At 74.2% G+C, this 14,524-nt stretch carries 15 protein-coding genes; 9 read left to right on the top strand and 6 right to left on the bottom strand.

Annotation, left to right across the window (positions count from 1 at the left end; translation table 11 throughout):
* From EDD39_RS15225 to pknB, 3 genes are all read left to right on the top strand, one after another.
* Positions 1-792, top strand: coding sequence for a thiazole synthase (locus tag EDD39_RS15225; RefSeq protein ID WP_123556425.1), 792 nt, complete (start codon positions 1-3; stop codon positions 790-792).
* A 111-nt stretch (positions 793-903) separates the two neighbouring features.
* On the top strand, positions 904-1,191 hold the full coding sequence (locus EDD39_RS15220) for a hypothetical protein (protein ID WP_123556423.1): 288 nt from the start codon (positions 904-906) through the stop codon (positions 1,189-1,191).
* A 55-nt stretch (positions 1,192-1,246) separates the two neighbouring features.
* A complete protein-coding gene (pknB, locus tag EDD39_RS15215) occupies positions 1,247-2,983 on the top strand; it encodes a Stk1 family PASTA domain-containing Ser/Thr kinase (protein ID WP_123556421.1) in 1,737 nt (578 codons plus the stop codon).
* A gap of 65 nt (positions 2,984-3,048) precedes the next feature.
* Here the strand turns inward: pknB and EDD39_RS15210 are convergent, their stop codons facing one another.
* On the bottom strand, positions 3,049-3,678 hold the full coding sequence (locus EDD39_RS15210; RefSeq protein WP_123556419.1) for a sulfite oxidase-like oxidoreductase: 630 nt from the start codon (positions 3,676-3,678) through the stop codon (positions 3,049-3,051).
* Positions 3,679-3,976: 298 nt separating this feature from the next.
* Between EDD39_RS15210 and bfr the strand changes: the two genes are divergently transcribed.
* Positions 3,977-4,459, top strand: coding sequence for a bacterioferritin (gene bfr, locus EDD39_RS15205; protein WP_030461011.1), 483 nt, complete (start codon positions 3,977-3,979; stop codon positions 4,457-4,459).
* 59 nt (positions 4,460-4,518) lie between these two features.
* On the opposite strand, the gene EDD39_RS15200 is transcribed toward bfr, so the two are convergent.
* Entirely contained in the window at positions 4,519-4,767 is a 249-nt protein-coding gene (locus EDD39_RS15200) for a (2Fe-2S)-binding protein (protein ID WP_123556417.1), read from the bottom strand.
* A 131-nt stretch (positions 4,768-4,898) separates the two neighbouring features.
* Positions 4,899-6,230: a class II 3-deoxy-7-phosphoheptulonate synthase gene (locus EDD39_RS15195; RefSeq protein WP_123556415.1), complete on the bottom strand. Its 1,332-nt coding sequence runs from the start codon at positions 6,228-6,230 to the stop codon at positions 4,899-4,901.
* A 303-nt stretch (positions 6,231-6,533) separates the two neighbouring features.
* Here EDD39_RS15195 and EDD39_RS15190 point away from each other — a divergent pair, with 303 nt between their 5' ends.
* The 5 genes from EDD39_RS15190 (at position 6,534) to EDD39_RS15175 (ending at position 11,706) form a co-directional block, all read left to right on the top strand.
* Entirely contained in the window at positions 6,534-8,471 is a 1,938-nt protein-coding gene (locus tag EDD39_RS15190; RefSeq protein WP_123556412.1) for an anthranilate synthase family protein, read from the top strand.
* Positions 8,472-8,576: 105 nt separating this feature from the next.
* Positions 8,577-8,927, top strand: coding sequence for a CU044_2847 family protein (locus EDD39_RS39580; protein ID WP_162870030.1), 351 nt, complete (start codon positions 8,577-8,579; stop codon positions 8,925-8,927).
* A complete protein-coding gene (locus EDD39_RS15185; RefSeq protein WP_162870029.1) occupies positions 8,924-9,820 on the top strand; it encodes a S1 family peptidase in 897 nt (298 codons plus the stop codon). The genes EDD39_RS39580 and EDD39_RS15185 overlap by 4 nt, the downstream gene beginning before the upstream one ends.
* 2 nt (positions 9,821-9,822) lie before the next feature.
* The gene (locus EDD39_RS15180) at positions 9,823-10,803 is read left to right on the top strand and encodes a hypothetical protein (RefSeq protein WP_123556408.1); all 981 of its coding nucleotides are present in this window, start codon (positions 9,823-9,825) and stop codon (positions 10,801-10,803) included.
* A gap of 9 nt (positions 10,804-10,812) precedes the next feature.
* Positions 10,813-11,706, top strand: coding sequence for a substrate-binding periplasmic protein (locus EDD39_RS15175; protein ID WP_123556406.1), 894 nt, complete (start codon positions 10,813-10,815; stop codon positions 11,704-11,706).
* Between the two features lie 13 nt (positions 11,707-11,719).
* Here the strand turns inward: EDD39_RS15175 and EDD39_RS15170 are convergent, their stop codons facing one another.
* The 3 genes from EDD39_RS15170 to EDD39_RS15160 all read right to left on the bottom strand — a co-directional run bounded on the left by EDD39_RS15170 (position 11,720) and on the right by EDD39_RS15160 (position 14,502).
* The gene (locus EDD39_RS15170) at positions 11,720-12,391 is read right to left on the bottom strand and encodes a response regulator (RefSeq protein ID WP_030461003.1); all 672 of its coding nucleotides are present in this window, start codon (positions 12,389-12,391) and stop codon (positions 11,720-11,722) included.
* Positions 12,381-13,493: a MacS family sensor histidine kinase gene (macS, locus tag EDD39_RS15165; RefSeq protein WP_123560459.1), complete on the bottom strand. Its 1,113-nt coding sequence runs from the start codon at positions 13,491-13,493 to the stop codon at positions 12,381-12,383. Before macS ends, EDD39_RS15170 begins: the two co-directional genes overlap by 11 nt.
* A gap of 130 nt (positions 13,494-13,623) precedes the next feature.
* Positions 13,624-14,502 (bottom strand): lysophospholipid acyltransferase family protein, encoded by an 879-nt coding sequence (locus EDD39_RS15160; protein WP_123560457.1) that lies wholly within the window; start codon positions 14,500-14,502, stop codon positions 13,624-13,626.
* Positions 14,503-14,524: the final 22 nt, after the last annotated feature.

Below are 14,524 nucleotides of genomic sequence, written 5' to 3'. Positions count from 1 at the left end.
ATGGCGGACGACGCACTCGTCATCGGCGGGACCGCCTTCGACTCCCGCCTGATCATGGGCACCGGCGGCGCCCCCAGCCTGGAGGTGCTGGAGCAGGCGCTGCGGGTCTCCGGCACCGAGCTGACCACGGTGGCGATGCGCCGGGTCGACACCGCCACCCAGGGTTCGGTCCTGGAGGTGCTGGCCCGCAACGGCATCCGGGTGCTGCCCAACACCGCGGGCTGCTACACCGCGGGCGAGGCGGTGCTGACCGCCCGGCTGGCCCGCGAGGCGCTCGGCACCGACTGGGTGAAGCTGGAGGTGATCGCCGACGAGCGGACCCTGCTGCCCGACCCGATCGAACTGCTGGACGCCGCCGAGACGCTGGTCGACGACGGCTTCACCGTGCTGCCGTACACCAACGACGACCCGGTGCTGGCCCGCAAGCTGGAGGACGTCGGCTGCGCGGCGATCATGCCGCTGGGCTCGCCGATCGGCTCCGGCCTGGGCATCCGCAACCCCCACAACTTCCAGCTGATCGTCGAGGCGGCGAACGTCCCGGTGGTGCTGGACGCGGGCGCGGGCACCGCGAGCGACGTCGCGCTGGCGATGGAACTCGGCTGCTCCGCCGTCATGCTGGCCTCCGCGGTGACCCGCGCCCAGGAGCCGGTGCTGATGGCGGAGGCGATGCGCAAGGCCGTCGAGGCGGGCCGGCTGGCCCACCGCGCGGGCCGGATCCCGCGCCGCTACTACGCCGAGGCGTCCTCCCCCACCGCGGGCCTGGCCGACACCCGCGAGCGCCCGGCGTTCTGACGCCCCCGGCCGCCGCGTGTCCCGGTTCGGGAACGGTTCGCCCCGCGGCCGTGCCCGGGCCGGGGGCCGCTGCCACCATGGCAGCGTCGTACGGGGAACCGGGGGGATCCGATGGCGGGGACGGACGGGCGCGGGCCGAGCGCGGCGGACGCGGTGCTGACCTGCGGGCCGGTGCTGCTGTTCGACGGCTGGATGCTGGCCGCGGGCTCGCCGGTCCTGCTGGTGCCCATGGCCCTGGTGCTGGTCGGCGCCGCGATCGGTGCGGGCACCGCGCGCGCGGGCTCGCCGGCCCCGGTGCGGCTGTGCCGGGCGGGGGTGGGCGCGCTGGTCGCGCACTTCCTGCTGGCGGTCCTGCTGTTCGTGCTGCTCCTGCTGTTCCCGCCGCGCATTCCCTGGTGACCGGCCCGCCGACGGCTGGCGCCGATACCGACCCCCTAGACTCCATCGGGTGGACATGACCCTCGACGATCCCCTGCACGGCGTGCTCCTCGACGGCCGGTACCGGGTCGAGCAGCGGATCGCGGTGGGCGGCATGTCGACCGTCTACCGGGGCACCGACACCCGGCTGGACCGCACCGTGGCGCTGAAGGTGATGCACCCCTCGCTGGCGGGGGACGACGAGTTCACGGCCCGCTTCATCCGCGAGGCGAAGGCGGTGGCCCGGCTCGCGCACCCGAACGTGGTGAACGTTCTGGACCAGGGCGCCGACCCGCGGGCGGTGTTCATGGCGATGGAGTACGTCCCCGGCCGCAACCTGCGCGACGTGCTGCGCGACCGCGGGGCGCTGTCGGTGCGGGCCGCGCTGGACGTGCTGGAGCCGGTGCTGGCGGCGCTCGGCGCGGCGCACCGGGCCGGGCTGGTGCACCGGGACGTCAAGCCGGAGAACGTGCTGATCACCGACACCGGCATGGTGAAGGTCGCCGACTTCGGCCTGGTCCGGGTGCTGGCGGGCGCCGACTCGACGGCCGCCTCGACCACCGAGACCGGGCAGCTGCTGGGCACCGTCTCCTACCTGGCGCCGGAGCAGATCCGCCAGGAGCCCACCGACCAGCGGGTGGACGTCTACGCGACGGGCATCCTGCTGTACGAGATGCTGACCGGCGGCAAGCCGCACACCGGGGAGAACGCCGCCCAGGTGATGTACCGGCACCTGCACGAGGACGTCCCGCCGCCGTCCCGCACCGCCCCCGCGGTGGGCCCGGAGCTGGACGCGATAGTGGCCGCCGCGACCGCCCGCGACCCGCAGGCCCGCCCGTGGGACGCGGTGGAGCTGCTGGCCTCGGTGCAGCGGGTCCGCCGCTCGCTGCCCGCCGCGCAGCTGGACGCCGAGCCGCCCGCCTCGACCCGGCCCACCCCGCGCTACGGCCCGGGCGAGGCCACCGCGGTGATCGAGAAGGTCCCGGCGCTGGAGCGCACCAGCGTGCTGGAGGTCCCGCCGGAGCTGCTGCCGCCGGTGCGCCCGGTGGTGAACGACGACCCGCCGCGCGGCCGCCCGGACCGGGCCCGCCGCCGGGGCCCCGGCCGCCGGCCGGTGGTCTGGTCGGCGGTGCTGGTGGCGCTGCTGCTGCTGGTCGGCGGGGTGACGTACGCGCTGTCCAGCGCGGTGTACGCGACGGTGCCGAGCGTGCTGGGGCAGAGCCGGGAGCAGGCGTCGGCGACGCTGGACGGGCAGGGCCTGCACGGGGCGTTCAGCGAGCAGTTCAGCGAGTCGGTGCAGGCCGGCCGGGTGATCTCCACCGATCCGGGGGTGGGCGTCCGGGTCCGCAAGAGCGACGCGGTGAAGGTGGTGCTCTCGCGCGGCCCGGAGCGGGTCCAGGTGCCGGACCTGGCGGGCCGTCCGCTGGCGGACGCCACCAAGGCGCTGGGCGGGGCCCGGCTGGTGGCGGGCGGGACCACCGAGGAGTTCAGCGACACCGTGCCGAAGGGCTCGGTGATCTCCACCGAGCCGTCGGCGGGTGCCGCCCTGTCGCCGAACTCGCCGGTGGCGCTGACCGTCTCGCAGGGCATGCACCTCGTGCCGGACGTCGGCGGGATGAGCAAGGAGGACGCGACCAAGGCGATCCAGGACGCCGGGTTCGTGCCGCAGGTCGCCGGGCTGATCCCGATCGGCAAGGTCACCGGCCAGTCCCCGCAGGCGGCCACCCCGGCCCGGCAGGGCAGCACCGTGACGATCACCGTCAGCCTGTTCTAGCCGTCCCGGGCGCAGCCGTCCCGGGCGCAGCCGCTCCGGGGCGCAGCCGCTCCGGGGCGCCGCTCTCAGCGCAGCGGGCCGTCCCCGGGCTGCTCCTGGTAGGAGTAGCGCTGCTCGCGCCACGGGTCGGCCAGGTTGTGATAGCCGCGCTCCTCCCAGAAGCCGCGCCGGTCGGCCCGCATGTACTCGACGGCGCGCACCCACTTGGGGCCCTTCCAGGCGTACAGGTGGGGCACCACCAGGCGGACCGGGAAGCCGTGTTCGAGGGTGAGCGGGCGGCCGTCGTGGTGGGTGGCGAAGACGGTGGCCGGGTCGGCGAAGTCGGCGAGCCGCAGGTTGGCGCTGTAGCCGTACTCGGCCCAGACCATCACGTGGGTGACGGTCGGGTCGGGCGGGACGAGGTCGAGCACGGTCCTCGCGGCGACGCCGGTCCACTCGTTGCCGAGCATCGAGAACTTGGTGACGCAGTGGAAGTCGCCGCGGACGGTGGTCTTGGGCAGCGCGTGGAAGGCGGTGAAGTCCCAACTGGCCTTCTCCGCGTCGGCGGTGGCCCCGAACACCTGGAAGTCCCAGCTCTCCGGCTTGAACCGGGGCACCGGCCCGTAGTGCAGGACCGGCCAGCCGCGCTGCGGGCGCTGCCCCGGGGGGAGCCTCGGGTCAGTCGGCGGCTGCGGTTCCGATCGGTGCTGACCCATGCCTCCATGGTGACAGACGGCGGACGGCGAATCGCGCGCGCCCCCGCCGCGCGCCCCCGGCGGAAATCCGACCGCCGGAGGGGGGAGCCGCACCGCGAATCCGCGCGCGCGTTCGGGCCAGATACCGCCGAACGGCCTAATCGCTCCGACGTCACCGCAGGTCAGCGCGGTGCGGGGCGGGTGGAAATACCGCCCGCGAGCGCGCCTGTAAGCGTGAACTTACTGGAAGCGCACCCGTTCAACTGCCACGATGCGGGGCATCCGGACAGCGACCGGAATGCGCACAGGAAGGCAGGCCATGCAGGGCGATCCCGAGGTCATCGAGTTCCTCAACGAGCAGTTGACCGCCGAACTCACCGCCATCAACCAGTACTTCCTGCACGCGAAGATGCAGGAGAACTTCGGCTGGACCAAGCTCGCCAAGTACACCCGGCACGAGTCCTTCGACGAGATGAAGCACGCCGAGGTGCTGACCGACCGGATCCTCTTCCTGGACGGCCTGCCGAACTACCAGCGGCTGTTCCACGTCCGGATCGGGCAGACCGTCAAGGAGATGTTCGAGGCCGACCGGCAGGTCGAGGTCGAGGCGATCGACCGGCTGCGCCGCGGGATCGTGGTGATGCGCGCCAAGAACGACGTCACCTCGGCGAACATCTTCGAGTCGATCCTCGCCGACGAGGAGCACCACATCGACTACCTGGACACCCAGCTGGAGCTGCTGGACAAGCTCGGCGAGGCGCTCTACATCGCGCAGCTGATCGAGCAGCCCGAGAGCAGCTGAGCCGAGAGCAGCTGAGCCGGGCGCCGGGCGCGCAACCGCGCCGGGCGCAGAGCCCTGCGTCAGGCGGCCCTGGGGGCGCCCTGCGGGGCGGCCCCCGGATCGGCCAGGCCGAGGCGCTCGGCCAGCCGGGCGGTGGGGCAGGGGCGGGCGCCGTGCTCGCCGAGCAGCGCCTGGATGCGCCGCACGCAGGAACCGCAGTCGGTGCCGGCCCTGCAGCCCTGGGCTATCTGGCGCGGGGTGCTGGCCCCCTCGTCGATCTTCTGCTTGACCTGGGCCTCGGTGACCGCATGGCACATGCACACGTACATGTGCGGCCCCTTCCACGTTCGGTGCGGTGTACTGAGCCTTACCTTACCTGGCGCTCCGGGTACGAAGAAGGCCCCTCCGCACCGGATCGCCCGGAAACGGAGGGGCCTTCGTCACATCTGCCGCTACGGCCTCACTGGCCGCGGTACATCTCGGCGACCAGGAACGCCAGGTCCAGCGACTGGCTGCGGTTGAGCCGCGGGTCGCAGGCCGTCTCGTAGCGCTGGTGCAGGTCGTCGACCAGCACCTCGTCGCCGCCGCCGACGCACTCGGTGACGTCGTCGCCGGTCAGCTCGACGTGGATGCCGCCCGGGTGGGTGCCGAGCGCGCGGTGCACCTCGAAGAAGCCCCGGACCTCGTCCAGCACGTCGTCGAACTTGCGGGTCTTGTGGCCGCTGGAGGCCTCGTAGGTGTTGCCGTGCATCGGGTCGGTGATCCACACGACCTGGGCGCCGGACGCGGTGACCTTCTCCACCAGGGTGGGCAGGTGGTCGCGGATCTTGCCCGCGCCCATCCGGGTGATGAAGGTGAGGCGGCCGGGCTCGCGCTCCGGGTCGAGCCGGTCGATCAGGGTCAGCGCGTCGTCCACCGTGGTGGTCGGGCCGAGCTTGACGCCGATCGGGTTGCGGATCTTGGACGCGAACTCGATGTGCGCGTGGTCCAGCTGCCGGGTGCGCTCGCCGATCCACACCATGTGGCCGGAGACGTCGTACAGCTCGCCGGTGCGCGAGTCGGTGCGGGTCAGCGCCGTCTCGTAGTCCAGGATCAGCGCCTCGTGCGAGGAGAAGAACTCGACCGTCTTGAACTCCTCCGGGGCCACCCCGCAGGCGTTCATGAAGGCCAGCGCCTGGTCGATCTCCCGGGCCAGCTGCTCGTAGCGCTGCCCCGCCGGGGAGTTGCGCACGAAGTCCTGGTTCCAGGCGTGCACCTGGCGCAGGTCGGCGTAGCCGCCGGTGGTGAAGGCGCGCACCAGGTTGAGCGTCGCCGCGGAGGCGTTGTACATCCGCTTCAGGCGCTCCGGGTCCGGGATCCGGGCCTCGGCGGTGAACTCGAAGCCGTTCACCGAGTCGCCGCGGTAGGTCGGCAGGGTGACGCCGTCGCGGGTCTCGGTGCTCTTCGAGCGGGGCTTGGAGTACTGGCCGGCGATCCGACCGACCTTCACCACCGGCACGGACGCCGCGTAGGTGAGCACCGCCGCCATCTGCAGCAGGGTCTTCAGCTTGTTGCGGATCTGGTCGGCCGACACGGCGTCGAACGCCTCGGCGCAGTCGCCGCCCTGGAGCAGGAACGCCTCACCACGCGCGACGGCCGCGAGCCGGGCGCGCAGCTGGTCGCACTCGCCGGCGAAGACGAGGGGCGGATAGGAGGCGAGCTCGGCAAGGGTCTTGCGCAGAGCCTCTTGGTCCGGCCATTCAGGCTGCTGCGCCGCGGGCAGGGACTGCCAGGAGTGGTTAGTCACGGTCACAGGGCAAGGCTACGGGGTGGCACAACCGGATTGGGGATGCCGCCCGGTGGGTGAGACAGCTCGTGGACATCCGGCCGATCCCTCCCGCCGCCGCCCGCCGGTGGGCTAAGGTCGGCTCCGTGACCGCGACGCACACCTTCTCCTGGTGGTGGGCCAGCCCGTTGGGCGGCCCACTGATCGCGCGTCCCTGACGACGAACGACGGCCGCCCTCCGGGGCGGCCGTCGACGTGTGTGTGCAGCGTCACGGCCTCCCGGAGGCGGCGGAACCCCCGCAGCAACCTCCCGGAAGGAACACCGCAGTCGTGACCACCACCACCGCCGACCTGCTCGCCCGGCTCACCGCCCCCGGCGCCCCGGCCTTCGCCCTGCTGCACCGCCGCGCCCCCCGGCTGGCCCCCGACACCGTCGAGCTGCTGATCGGCGAGGTCTCCGACCACGAGGCGCTGGCCGACCTGCCCGTCCCGGCCGGCGCCCCCGCCGGCGGCCCCCGGCACGACCTGCTGGCCCTCGTCCCGTACGCGCAGATCCGCGAACGCGGCTTCGCCGCCCGGCAGGACGGCACCCCGCTGCGGGCGCTGTCCGTCGACGAGCAGTACGCGCTGCCGCTGGCCGGGGTGCTGGCCGCGCTGCCCGACGCGCCGGTGGAGCTGCGCGGCGGGGAGTTCGACATCGACGACGAGGAGTACGCGGAGATCGTCCGCCGGGTGATCTCCGACGAGATCGGGCGCGGCGAGGGCGCCAACTTCGTGATCCGGCGCGACTTCCGGGCCGAACTGGCCGGGTACTCCACCGCCACCGCGCTCACCCTGTTCCGCCGCCTGCTGGAGCACGAGCGCGGCGCGTACTGGACCTTCCTGGTGCACACCGGCGACCGGGTGCTGGTCGGCGCCTCCCCCGAGGTCCACGTCCGGCAGTCCGGCGGCACCGTGGTGATGAACCCGATCTCCGGGACCTACCGCTATCCGGCCGCCGGCCCGACCACCGGGTCGCTGCTCGAATTCCTGCACGACCCCAAGGAGTTGGAGGAGCTCACCATGGTGGTCGACGAGGAGCTGAAGATGATGTGCGCGGTCGGCGACCTCGGCGGGCAGGTGCTCGGCCCCCGGCTGAAGGAGATGTCGCACCTCGCGCACACCGAGTACGAGCTGCGCGGCCGCACCTCGCTGGACGTCCGCGAGGTGCTGCGGGAGACCATGTTCGCGGCCACCGTCACCGGCAGCCCCGTGCAGAACGCCACCCGGGTCATCGACCGGTACGAGCGCGGCGGCCGCGGCTACTACTCCGGCGCGCTCGCCCTGATCGGCCGCTCCGCCAGCGGCGGCCAGCAGCTGGACTCGCCGATCTGCATCCGGGCCGCCGACATCGACCCCGCCGACGGCTCGCTGGTCGTCCGGGTCGGCGCCACCCTGGTCCGGCACTCCGACCCGCACTCCGAGGTCGCCGAGACGCACGCCAAGGCCGCCGGCGTGCTCTCCGCGATCGGCGCCCGCCCGGCCCGCTCCGCCCGGCAGACCGCCGCCCGGCCCCGGCTCGGCGAGGACCACCGGGTGCAGGCCGCGCTCGACGCCCGCCGGGCCGGCCTGGCCCCGTTCTGGCTGCGGATGCAGCAGCCCGCCGCACCGCTGCCCGGCGCCGACGCCCTGATCGTCGACGGCGAGGACACCTTCACCGCGATGCTCGCCCACCTGCTGCGCTCGCTCGGCCACACCGTCACCGTGCTCCGCCACGACACCCCCGGCCTGCGCGAGCGGGCCGCCGCCCACCCCGGCCCGCTGGTGCTCGGCCCCGGCCCCGGCGACCCGGCCGACCCGGCCGACCCGAAGATGGCGCTGCTGCGCCCGATCGTCGCCGACGCGCTGGCCGCCGCCCGCACCGGGACCCGCACCGCGCCGCTGCTCGCGGTCTGCCTCAGCCACCAGCTGCTGTCCGCGCAGCTCGGCCTGGAGCTGGCCCGCAAGGCCGTGCCCTACCAGGGCGCCCAGGAGCGGATCGACCTGTTCGGCACCCCGCACACCGTCGGCTTCTACAACACCTTCACCGCCCGCTGCGACGACGCGGCCGCCGCCCGGCTGGCCGCCGAGGGCGTCGAACTCGCCCGGGACGCCCGCACCGGCGACGTGCACGCGCTGCGCGGGCCGGGCTTCGCCGGGCTGCAGTTCCACCCCGAGTCGGTGCTCACCCGGGAGGGGGTGCGGATCGTCGCCGACCTGCTGCGCACCGCCGCGGCCGTCGGCGGCTGAAACCGACCGCCCGCCGCATGATCCCGCCGGTTCCGGAAAGGTATGGATCTCGCCGAACCTGACTGGTATTCATGTCCTGCCGCACAGTCATGAGTTGGGGGATGCATGACGTACCCGTCCGTACCCGGCACCGTCGAGATCGCCATGGAGGACGGCAGTGTCCTGCACGCCGCCGTCCGTCCGGGCTCCGAACGCGCCGCGGGAGACGCCGGCGCGGTCTCCGCCACCGTCGCGCACAGCCTCGGCGAAGTCCGGCGCACGGTGCGCTCGGTCGGGCGGTGGGCCCGCGAGACGGCCCGGGAGGCGGGCGACCCGGACGGCTTCGAGGTGGAGTTCGGCCTCACCCTGGGGATGAAGTCCGGCCGGCTGATCGGCGTCCTGGCCGAGGCCAGCGGCGAGGCCAGCCTGGTGGTCCGGCTGAGCTGGAAGCGGCCGGACGACCGCGCCGCCGAGTGAGCCCGTCCACCGCGCCCGCCGCGGCGGTCCGGCTCACCGACCCGGCCGGGACCTTCCTCGGCAGCGGCTTCCACCTCGGCGCGGGCCTGCTGGTCAGCTGCGCGCACGTGGTGCACGGCCGCCCGGAACTCACCGCCCGGCAGGGCGGGACGGCCCACCCGGTGCGCACCGTCCGGCTGTTCCCGCCCGAGCCCGGGCCCGGCGCCGCCGCCTACCCCGAGCCGGACCTCGCGCTGCTCACCGCGCCCGGCCTGGCCGGCGCCCCGGCGGTGCCACTGGGCGGCGCCGACCCGGCGGGCGACTCCGCCGTCCTGGTGCACGGCTTCGCGGTCAACCCGGTGACCGGCGAGGTCGGCCCGGAGTCGGCGCTGCTGGCCGTCGCCGGGCCGTCCGGACTCGGGCTGCGGGTCCAACAGGGCTGGATACAGCGCGGGTTGAGCGGCAGCATGGCGGTCGACCGGCAGGGCCGGGTGGTCGGCGTGGTCAAGGCCACCGCCGACGGCGGCGGCCCGGCCGGCGGCTGGCTCACCCCGCTCTCCGCGCTGCTCCCGCTGCTGCCCCCGGAACTGGCCCCCGCCCCCGCGCCCCTGACGGCGGTGACGGCCGGCCAGGTGGCCCGGCTGCTCGGCGCCCCCGCGCTGTTCCAGGACCCGGCGGCCCGGCTGGAACTGGTCCAGGCGGTCGGCGAGCGGCTCGGCCCCGGCGAGGAGATCCGGGTGCCGTACCACGCGCACGCCGCCGTGCACCTGCGCGCCGTCGCCGCGGCCTGCCTGCACCACCGCCGCCCCGACCGGGCCCTGCGCGCCCTGCTCGCCGGGGCCCGCGAACTGTGCGGCCCGCACCGGGCCCTGGACGAGCTCGCCGCCCTGCTGGCCGTCGACCCGGAGGAGTGAGGATGGACCGCTGCACCTGGGAGACCCGGCAGCTGCTGGAGCGCATCCTGTCGGGCTGGCACGAGCTCGCCCCCGTCCTGCCGGACCTGGAGCAGCACCTGGCCGAGACCGTCCGGTACCCCGTCCACGTCCAGCACTACGAACTGTCGGTGTCCGCCCGCCGGATCGCCCGCTTCCTGGCCGAGGAGCACGGGCAGCCCGGCGCCGCGATCGGGCACCTGCACGACTGGCTGGTCAGCGTCACCGGCGCGCAGCTGCGCAACGACTGGGTGGCGTTCCTGGCCCGGGTCCAGGGCGCCCCCGGGCTGACCGTGCGCGAGCGGGCCGACCTGGTGGTGATCGCGGGCGTGCTGTGCTTCCCGCCGGTGACCCCGGTCCGGGCGGACGGTCGGCGGCTGGTCGAACTGGCCACCCACGCGCTGGTGATCGGCAGCCCCACCCGGCTGCTGGAGGACCTCGCCGCCCAGCAGGAGCAGGAGTTGGCGCAGCACGCCCGGGAGGCGGTGGAGAGGTCCCACCACGGCCCGCAGCCGCCCAAGGAGCCGGAGCGCGGTACGCGGTCGGTGCCCCGGGCCGTGCTGGCGGCCGCCGCGGTGGCCGTGCTGGCGGCGGCCGGCCTGGGCACGGTGCTGCTGCTGCCCGACGGCCCGACCGTCCTGCAGGAGCAGCAGGTGATCTGGACCGGCTCCACGGTCAAGCCGAACGGCAAGGTCAGCGCGTCCGTGGACATCCCCGCAGGAGCCACCCGGCTGGACGCCCAACTGCTGCTGGCCGACCCGGCCCCCGGCACCGGAAGCTGCCACGACCTGACCGCCCAACTCACCACCGACCAGGGCGACGAGAGCGGCTGGCAAGCCCCCGGCAAACGGGTCTCCGTCGCCGTCCCTCCCGGCCGCACCACCATGACGCTCGACCTGTGGCTGCGCGGCATGGCCGGCTGCGAACAACAGGTCAAGATCCAGAACGTCCGGTTCACCCGCTAGGAGACCCCCGTGCCCATCCCGCGCCCGCTCCGCCTGGCGGTCGTCCTCGCCCTGCTCGCCCCGGCCGCGGCCGGCTGCGGCGGCGGCGACAAGCCCGCGTTCGGCAGCGACCGGATCAACATCGGCTTCAAGGGCGACCGGCCCGGCATGTCAGAGTTCACCGACAAAGGCACCTACGACGGCTTCGAACCGCACCTGGCCACCATGGTCACCGGCACGATCACGGTCGGCGGCAAGCCGCTCACCTACACCGCGACGCCGGTCACCACCGCCAACTGGGAGGACGCCCTGCTCGACGGCCAGGCCAACCACAACAAGGCCGACCTGGTGATCGCCGACGTCTCCGAGCGCGACGACCTCAAGAAGGAGTACGACCTGGCCGGCCCCTACCTGCAGACCCCGCTCGGCGTGCTGCTGAAGGCCGACGACACCCGGACGGTCGGCAAGGCCGAGGACCTCAGGACGCTGCGGGTGTGCGTGTCGACCGGCACCACCGCCGAGGCCCAGCTGAACGAGATCGGCGGCCTGCCGCCCGTCCACGGCGAGAACCTCACCCAGTGCCTGGCCCGGGTCGACGACGGCACCGCGGACGCCGTGCTCTCCGACTACCTGGTCCTCAAGGGCGTCGCCGCCAACTCCGGCAGCAACGGCCGGCGCGCCTACCGGGTCGCCCGGGACGCGCACATCGGCAAGACCCAGTTCCTGATGATGGTCCTGCCCAAGGGCCACCAGAAGGCCTGCGAGCAGCTCCGCAGGGCGATCAACGACTACCTGCAGACCCCGGACTGGATGAACAGCCTGCGCCGCTACTTCGACTTCGCCCCGGCCGACTTCACCGACAAGGAGCTCCGCGACACCTTCCAGCCGATCACCACCTCGGCCGGCGACCGCTGCTCGGCCTGAACTCCCGCCCGGATCAGCCGAGTTCCTCGTCCAGGCCCTGCTCGATCGCGTACCGGACCAGCTCGACCCGGTTGTGCAGCTGCAGCTTGCCCAGGGTGTTCTGGACGTGGTTCTGCACGGTGCGGTGCGAGAGCACCAGGCGGTCGGCGATCTGCCGGTAGGACAGGCCCTTGGCGACCAGCCGCAGCACCTCGGTCTCGCGCGGGGTGAGCTGCGGGGCGGCGGGCTCGGCCGGGGTACCGGGCTCGCCGGCGAGGCGGCGGAACTCGCCGAGCACCAGGCCCGCCAGGCCCGGGGTGAACACCGGGTCGCCGACGGCGGTGCGGCGCACCGCGTCGAGCAGCTCCTCGCGGCCCGCCGACTTCACCAGGTAGCCGGTCGCGCCGGACTTCACCGCCTCCAGCACGTCGCCGTGCTCGCCGCTCGCGGACAGCACCAGCACCCGCACCGCCGGGTCGGCCTCCACCACCCGGCGGCACACCTCGGCGCCGGACAGCGACGGCAGGTTGAGGTCCAGCACCACCACCTGCGGGGTGCTGGCCCGGGCCCGGCGGACCGCCTCCTCGCCGTCCCCGGCGGTGGCGACCACCGCGAACCCGGCCTCGGCCAGGTCCCGGGCCACGCCCTCGCGCCACATCGGGTGGTCGTCCACCACCATCACCCGCACCGGCTGATCAGCCGTCATGTCCCCTCCTCGGCCACCGCAGTTCCACCTCGACGCCCTCGCCGGGCACCGAGTACAGCTCGGCGCTGCCGCCGAGGTCCAGCATCCGGCCGCGGATCGACTGCGCGACCCCCAGCCGGCCGTCGCGCTGCGCCTCGGCCAGCCGCCCGGCCGGGAAGCCCGGGCCGTCGTCGCGCACCGACACGGTGACCGCCTCCGGCTCGTCCTCGACCAGGATCCAGGCCCGGGCCGCCTCCCCCGCGTGCCGGCGGACGTTGTCCAGCGCGGCGGCCACCGCGGCGGCCAGCTCGGCCGCGGCGGCGGCGGGCAGCAGGACGGGCGTGGCGGGCGCGGCGACGGTGATCCGCTCGTCGGCGTGCCGGGAGACCAGCGGGCGCAGGTCCTGCTCGCCGCCCGGCTCGGGCTGCTCGGGCAGCCGTCCGCCGGTCATCAGGGCCCGCAGCGCCCGTTCCTGCTCGCCGGCCAGCCGGCCGAGCTCGGCGGCGTCGCCCTGCTGGCGGTGGACCAGGGCGAGCACCTGCAGCACCCCGTCGTGGATGTCCCGGGAGAGGCGCTCGCGCTCCCGGGTGGCGGCCTCCACCTGGAGCGCCCGGGTGAGCACCGCCTCGCTGGCCCGGGCCAGTTCGATCACGTAGCCGATGGCGCAGCCCGCGAGCAGCAGCAGCACGATGTTGTGCAGGTTGTCGGGGCTGACCCCGCCGTGCCCCAGGATGTTGGCCGCGCCGATCACCGCGCCGGCGAACGCGGCGGGCCGCCAGCCGCCCTTGCCCGCGAAGCCCAGCACGGTGCCGGCCGCCCAGATGGTCGGCAGGGTCGGCGCGCCCGCGTGGATCCGGGCCGGGGTGTCGATGTACCCGCTCATCACGATGCCGGTGACGGCCGCGGCCAGGTCGGTGCCCAGCACCGGCCAGGTGCACCGCTGCGGCCCGGCGAACGCCCGGGTGGAGGCCAGCGTCCACAGCGACAGCGCGCCCAGGAAGATCCAGCCGGACACCGGGTGCAGGAACTCCCGGTACGCGGTGAGGTACCGCAGCACCGCGTACGCCAGTGCGAGCACCCGGAAGTACCCCATGGCGCGCCACAGCGGCAGCTCCACCGACATCCCGCCGGCCGCCACCGCCGCCGCCACCCCGGCGGGCGCCACCGGCGCGGCCGGCGCGGCCGGCCGGCGCCGCGGCGCCGCGACGGGTCTGTGGTCCTCGCTCACCCCGAGCCCCCCTCGTGACGGACCGTCAGGCCCCGGCGTCCTTCGCGTCGTCCGCGTTCTTCGCGTCGTCCGCGGCCGCCTTGCCGTCCGCAGCCGCCTTGCCGTCCGAACCGGCCTCGGCGTCCGCCTGGGCGTCGGCCTCGGCCTGGGCCTTGGCCGCCTTGGCCTCGGCGTCCGCCTCCGCCTTCTCGGCCTTCTGCTGCGCCTTGCGGTCGGCGTCCGCGGCCTTCTTCTCCTCGGCGAGCTGCCGCTTGGCGGCGGTCGCGTAGATGTCCACGTACTCCTGGCCGGACAGCCGCATGATCTCGTACATCACCTCGTCGGTGACCGAGCGCAGGATGAACCGGTCGTTCTCCATGCCCTGGTAGCGCGAGAAGTCGAGCGGGCGGCCGATCCGGATGCCGGGCCGGACGCCGAAGTTGGGCACCACCTGGCCGGGGGGCTGCACCTTCTCGGTGTCGATCATCGCCACCGGGATCACCGGCGCGCCGGTGGCCAGCGCGACCCGGGCCAGGCCGCCGACCTTGCCCCGGTACAGCTTGCCGTCGGGCGAGCGGGTGCCCTCCGGGTAGACGCCGAACAGCTCGCCGCGCTCGACCACCGCGATGCCGCTGCGGATCGCCGCCTCACCGGCGCCGCGGGCGCCCGAGCGGTCCACCGGCAGCTGGCCGACGCCCTTGAAGAACGCGGCGGTCAGCCGGCCCTTGATGCCGGGCGTGGTGAAGTACTCGGCCTTGGCGATGAAGGTCACCCGGCGCTTGAGCAGCGCCGGCAGGAAGAACGAGTCGGAAAACGAAAGGTGGTTGCTGGCGAGGATGGCCGGACCCTCGTCCGGGATGTTCTCCTCGCCCTCCATCCACGGCCGGAAGAAGATCCGCAGCAGCGGGGCGACGATCATCTTCATCAGTCGGTAGAACAACCGGGGC

This window comes from Kitasatospora cineracea, from assembly GCF_003751605.1.
GTDB classification, from domain to species: Bacteria; Actinomycetota; Actinomycetes; order Streptomycetales; family Streptomycetaceae; genus Kitasatospora; species Kitasatospora cineracea.
Note: the sequence above shows the minus strand (reverse complement) of the source record. Positions and strands in the feature narration are given on the sequence as shown.

Coding starts and splice junctions, on each gene's coding strand:
- EDD39_RS15170 (WP_030461003.1), bottom strand. CDS start 12,391: ATGACGGCTGATCAGCCGGTGCGGGTGATGGTGGTGGACGACCACCCG.
- EDD39_RS15180 (WP_123556408.1), top strand. CDS start 9,823: ATGGACCGCTGCACCTGGGAGACCCGGCAGCTGCTGGAGCGCATCCTG.
- macS (WP_123560459.1), bottom strand. CDS start 13,493: ATGTCGGTGGAGCTGCCGCTGTGGCGCGCCATGGGGTACTTCCGGGTG.
- pknB (WP_123556421.1), top strand. CDS start 1,247: ATGACCCTCGACGATCCCCTGCACGGCGTGCTCCTCGACGGCCGGTAC.
- bfr (WP_030461011.1), top strand. CDS start 3,977: ATGCAGGGCGATCCCGAGGTCATCGAGTTCCTCAACGAGCAGTTGACC.
- EDD39_RS15220 (WP_123556423.1), top strand. CDS start 904: ATGGCGGGGACGGACGGGCGCGGGCCGAGCGCGGCGGACGCGGTGCTG.
- EDD39_RS39580 (WP_162870030.1), top strand. CDS start 8,577: ATGACGTACCCGTCCGTACCCGGCACCGTCGAGATCGCCATGGAGGAC.
- EDD39_RS15225 (WP_123556425.1), top strand. CDS start 1: ATGGCGGACGACGCACTCGTCATCGGCGGGACCGCCTTCGACTCCCGC.
- EDD39_RS15210 (WP_123556419.1), bottom strand. CDS start 3,678: ATGGGTCAGCACCGATCGGAACCGCAGCCGCCGACTGACCCGAGGCTC.
- EDD39_RS15200 (WP_123556417.1), bottom strand. CDS start 4,767: ATGTACGTGTGCATGTGCCATGCGGTCACCGAGGCCCAGGTCAAGCAG.
- EDD39_RS15160 (WP_123560457.1), bottom strand. CDS start 14,502: ATGAAGATGATCGTCGCCCCGCTGCTGCGGATCTTCTTCCGGCCGTGG.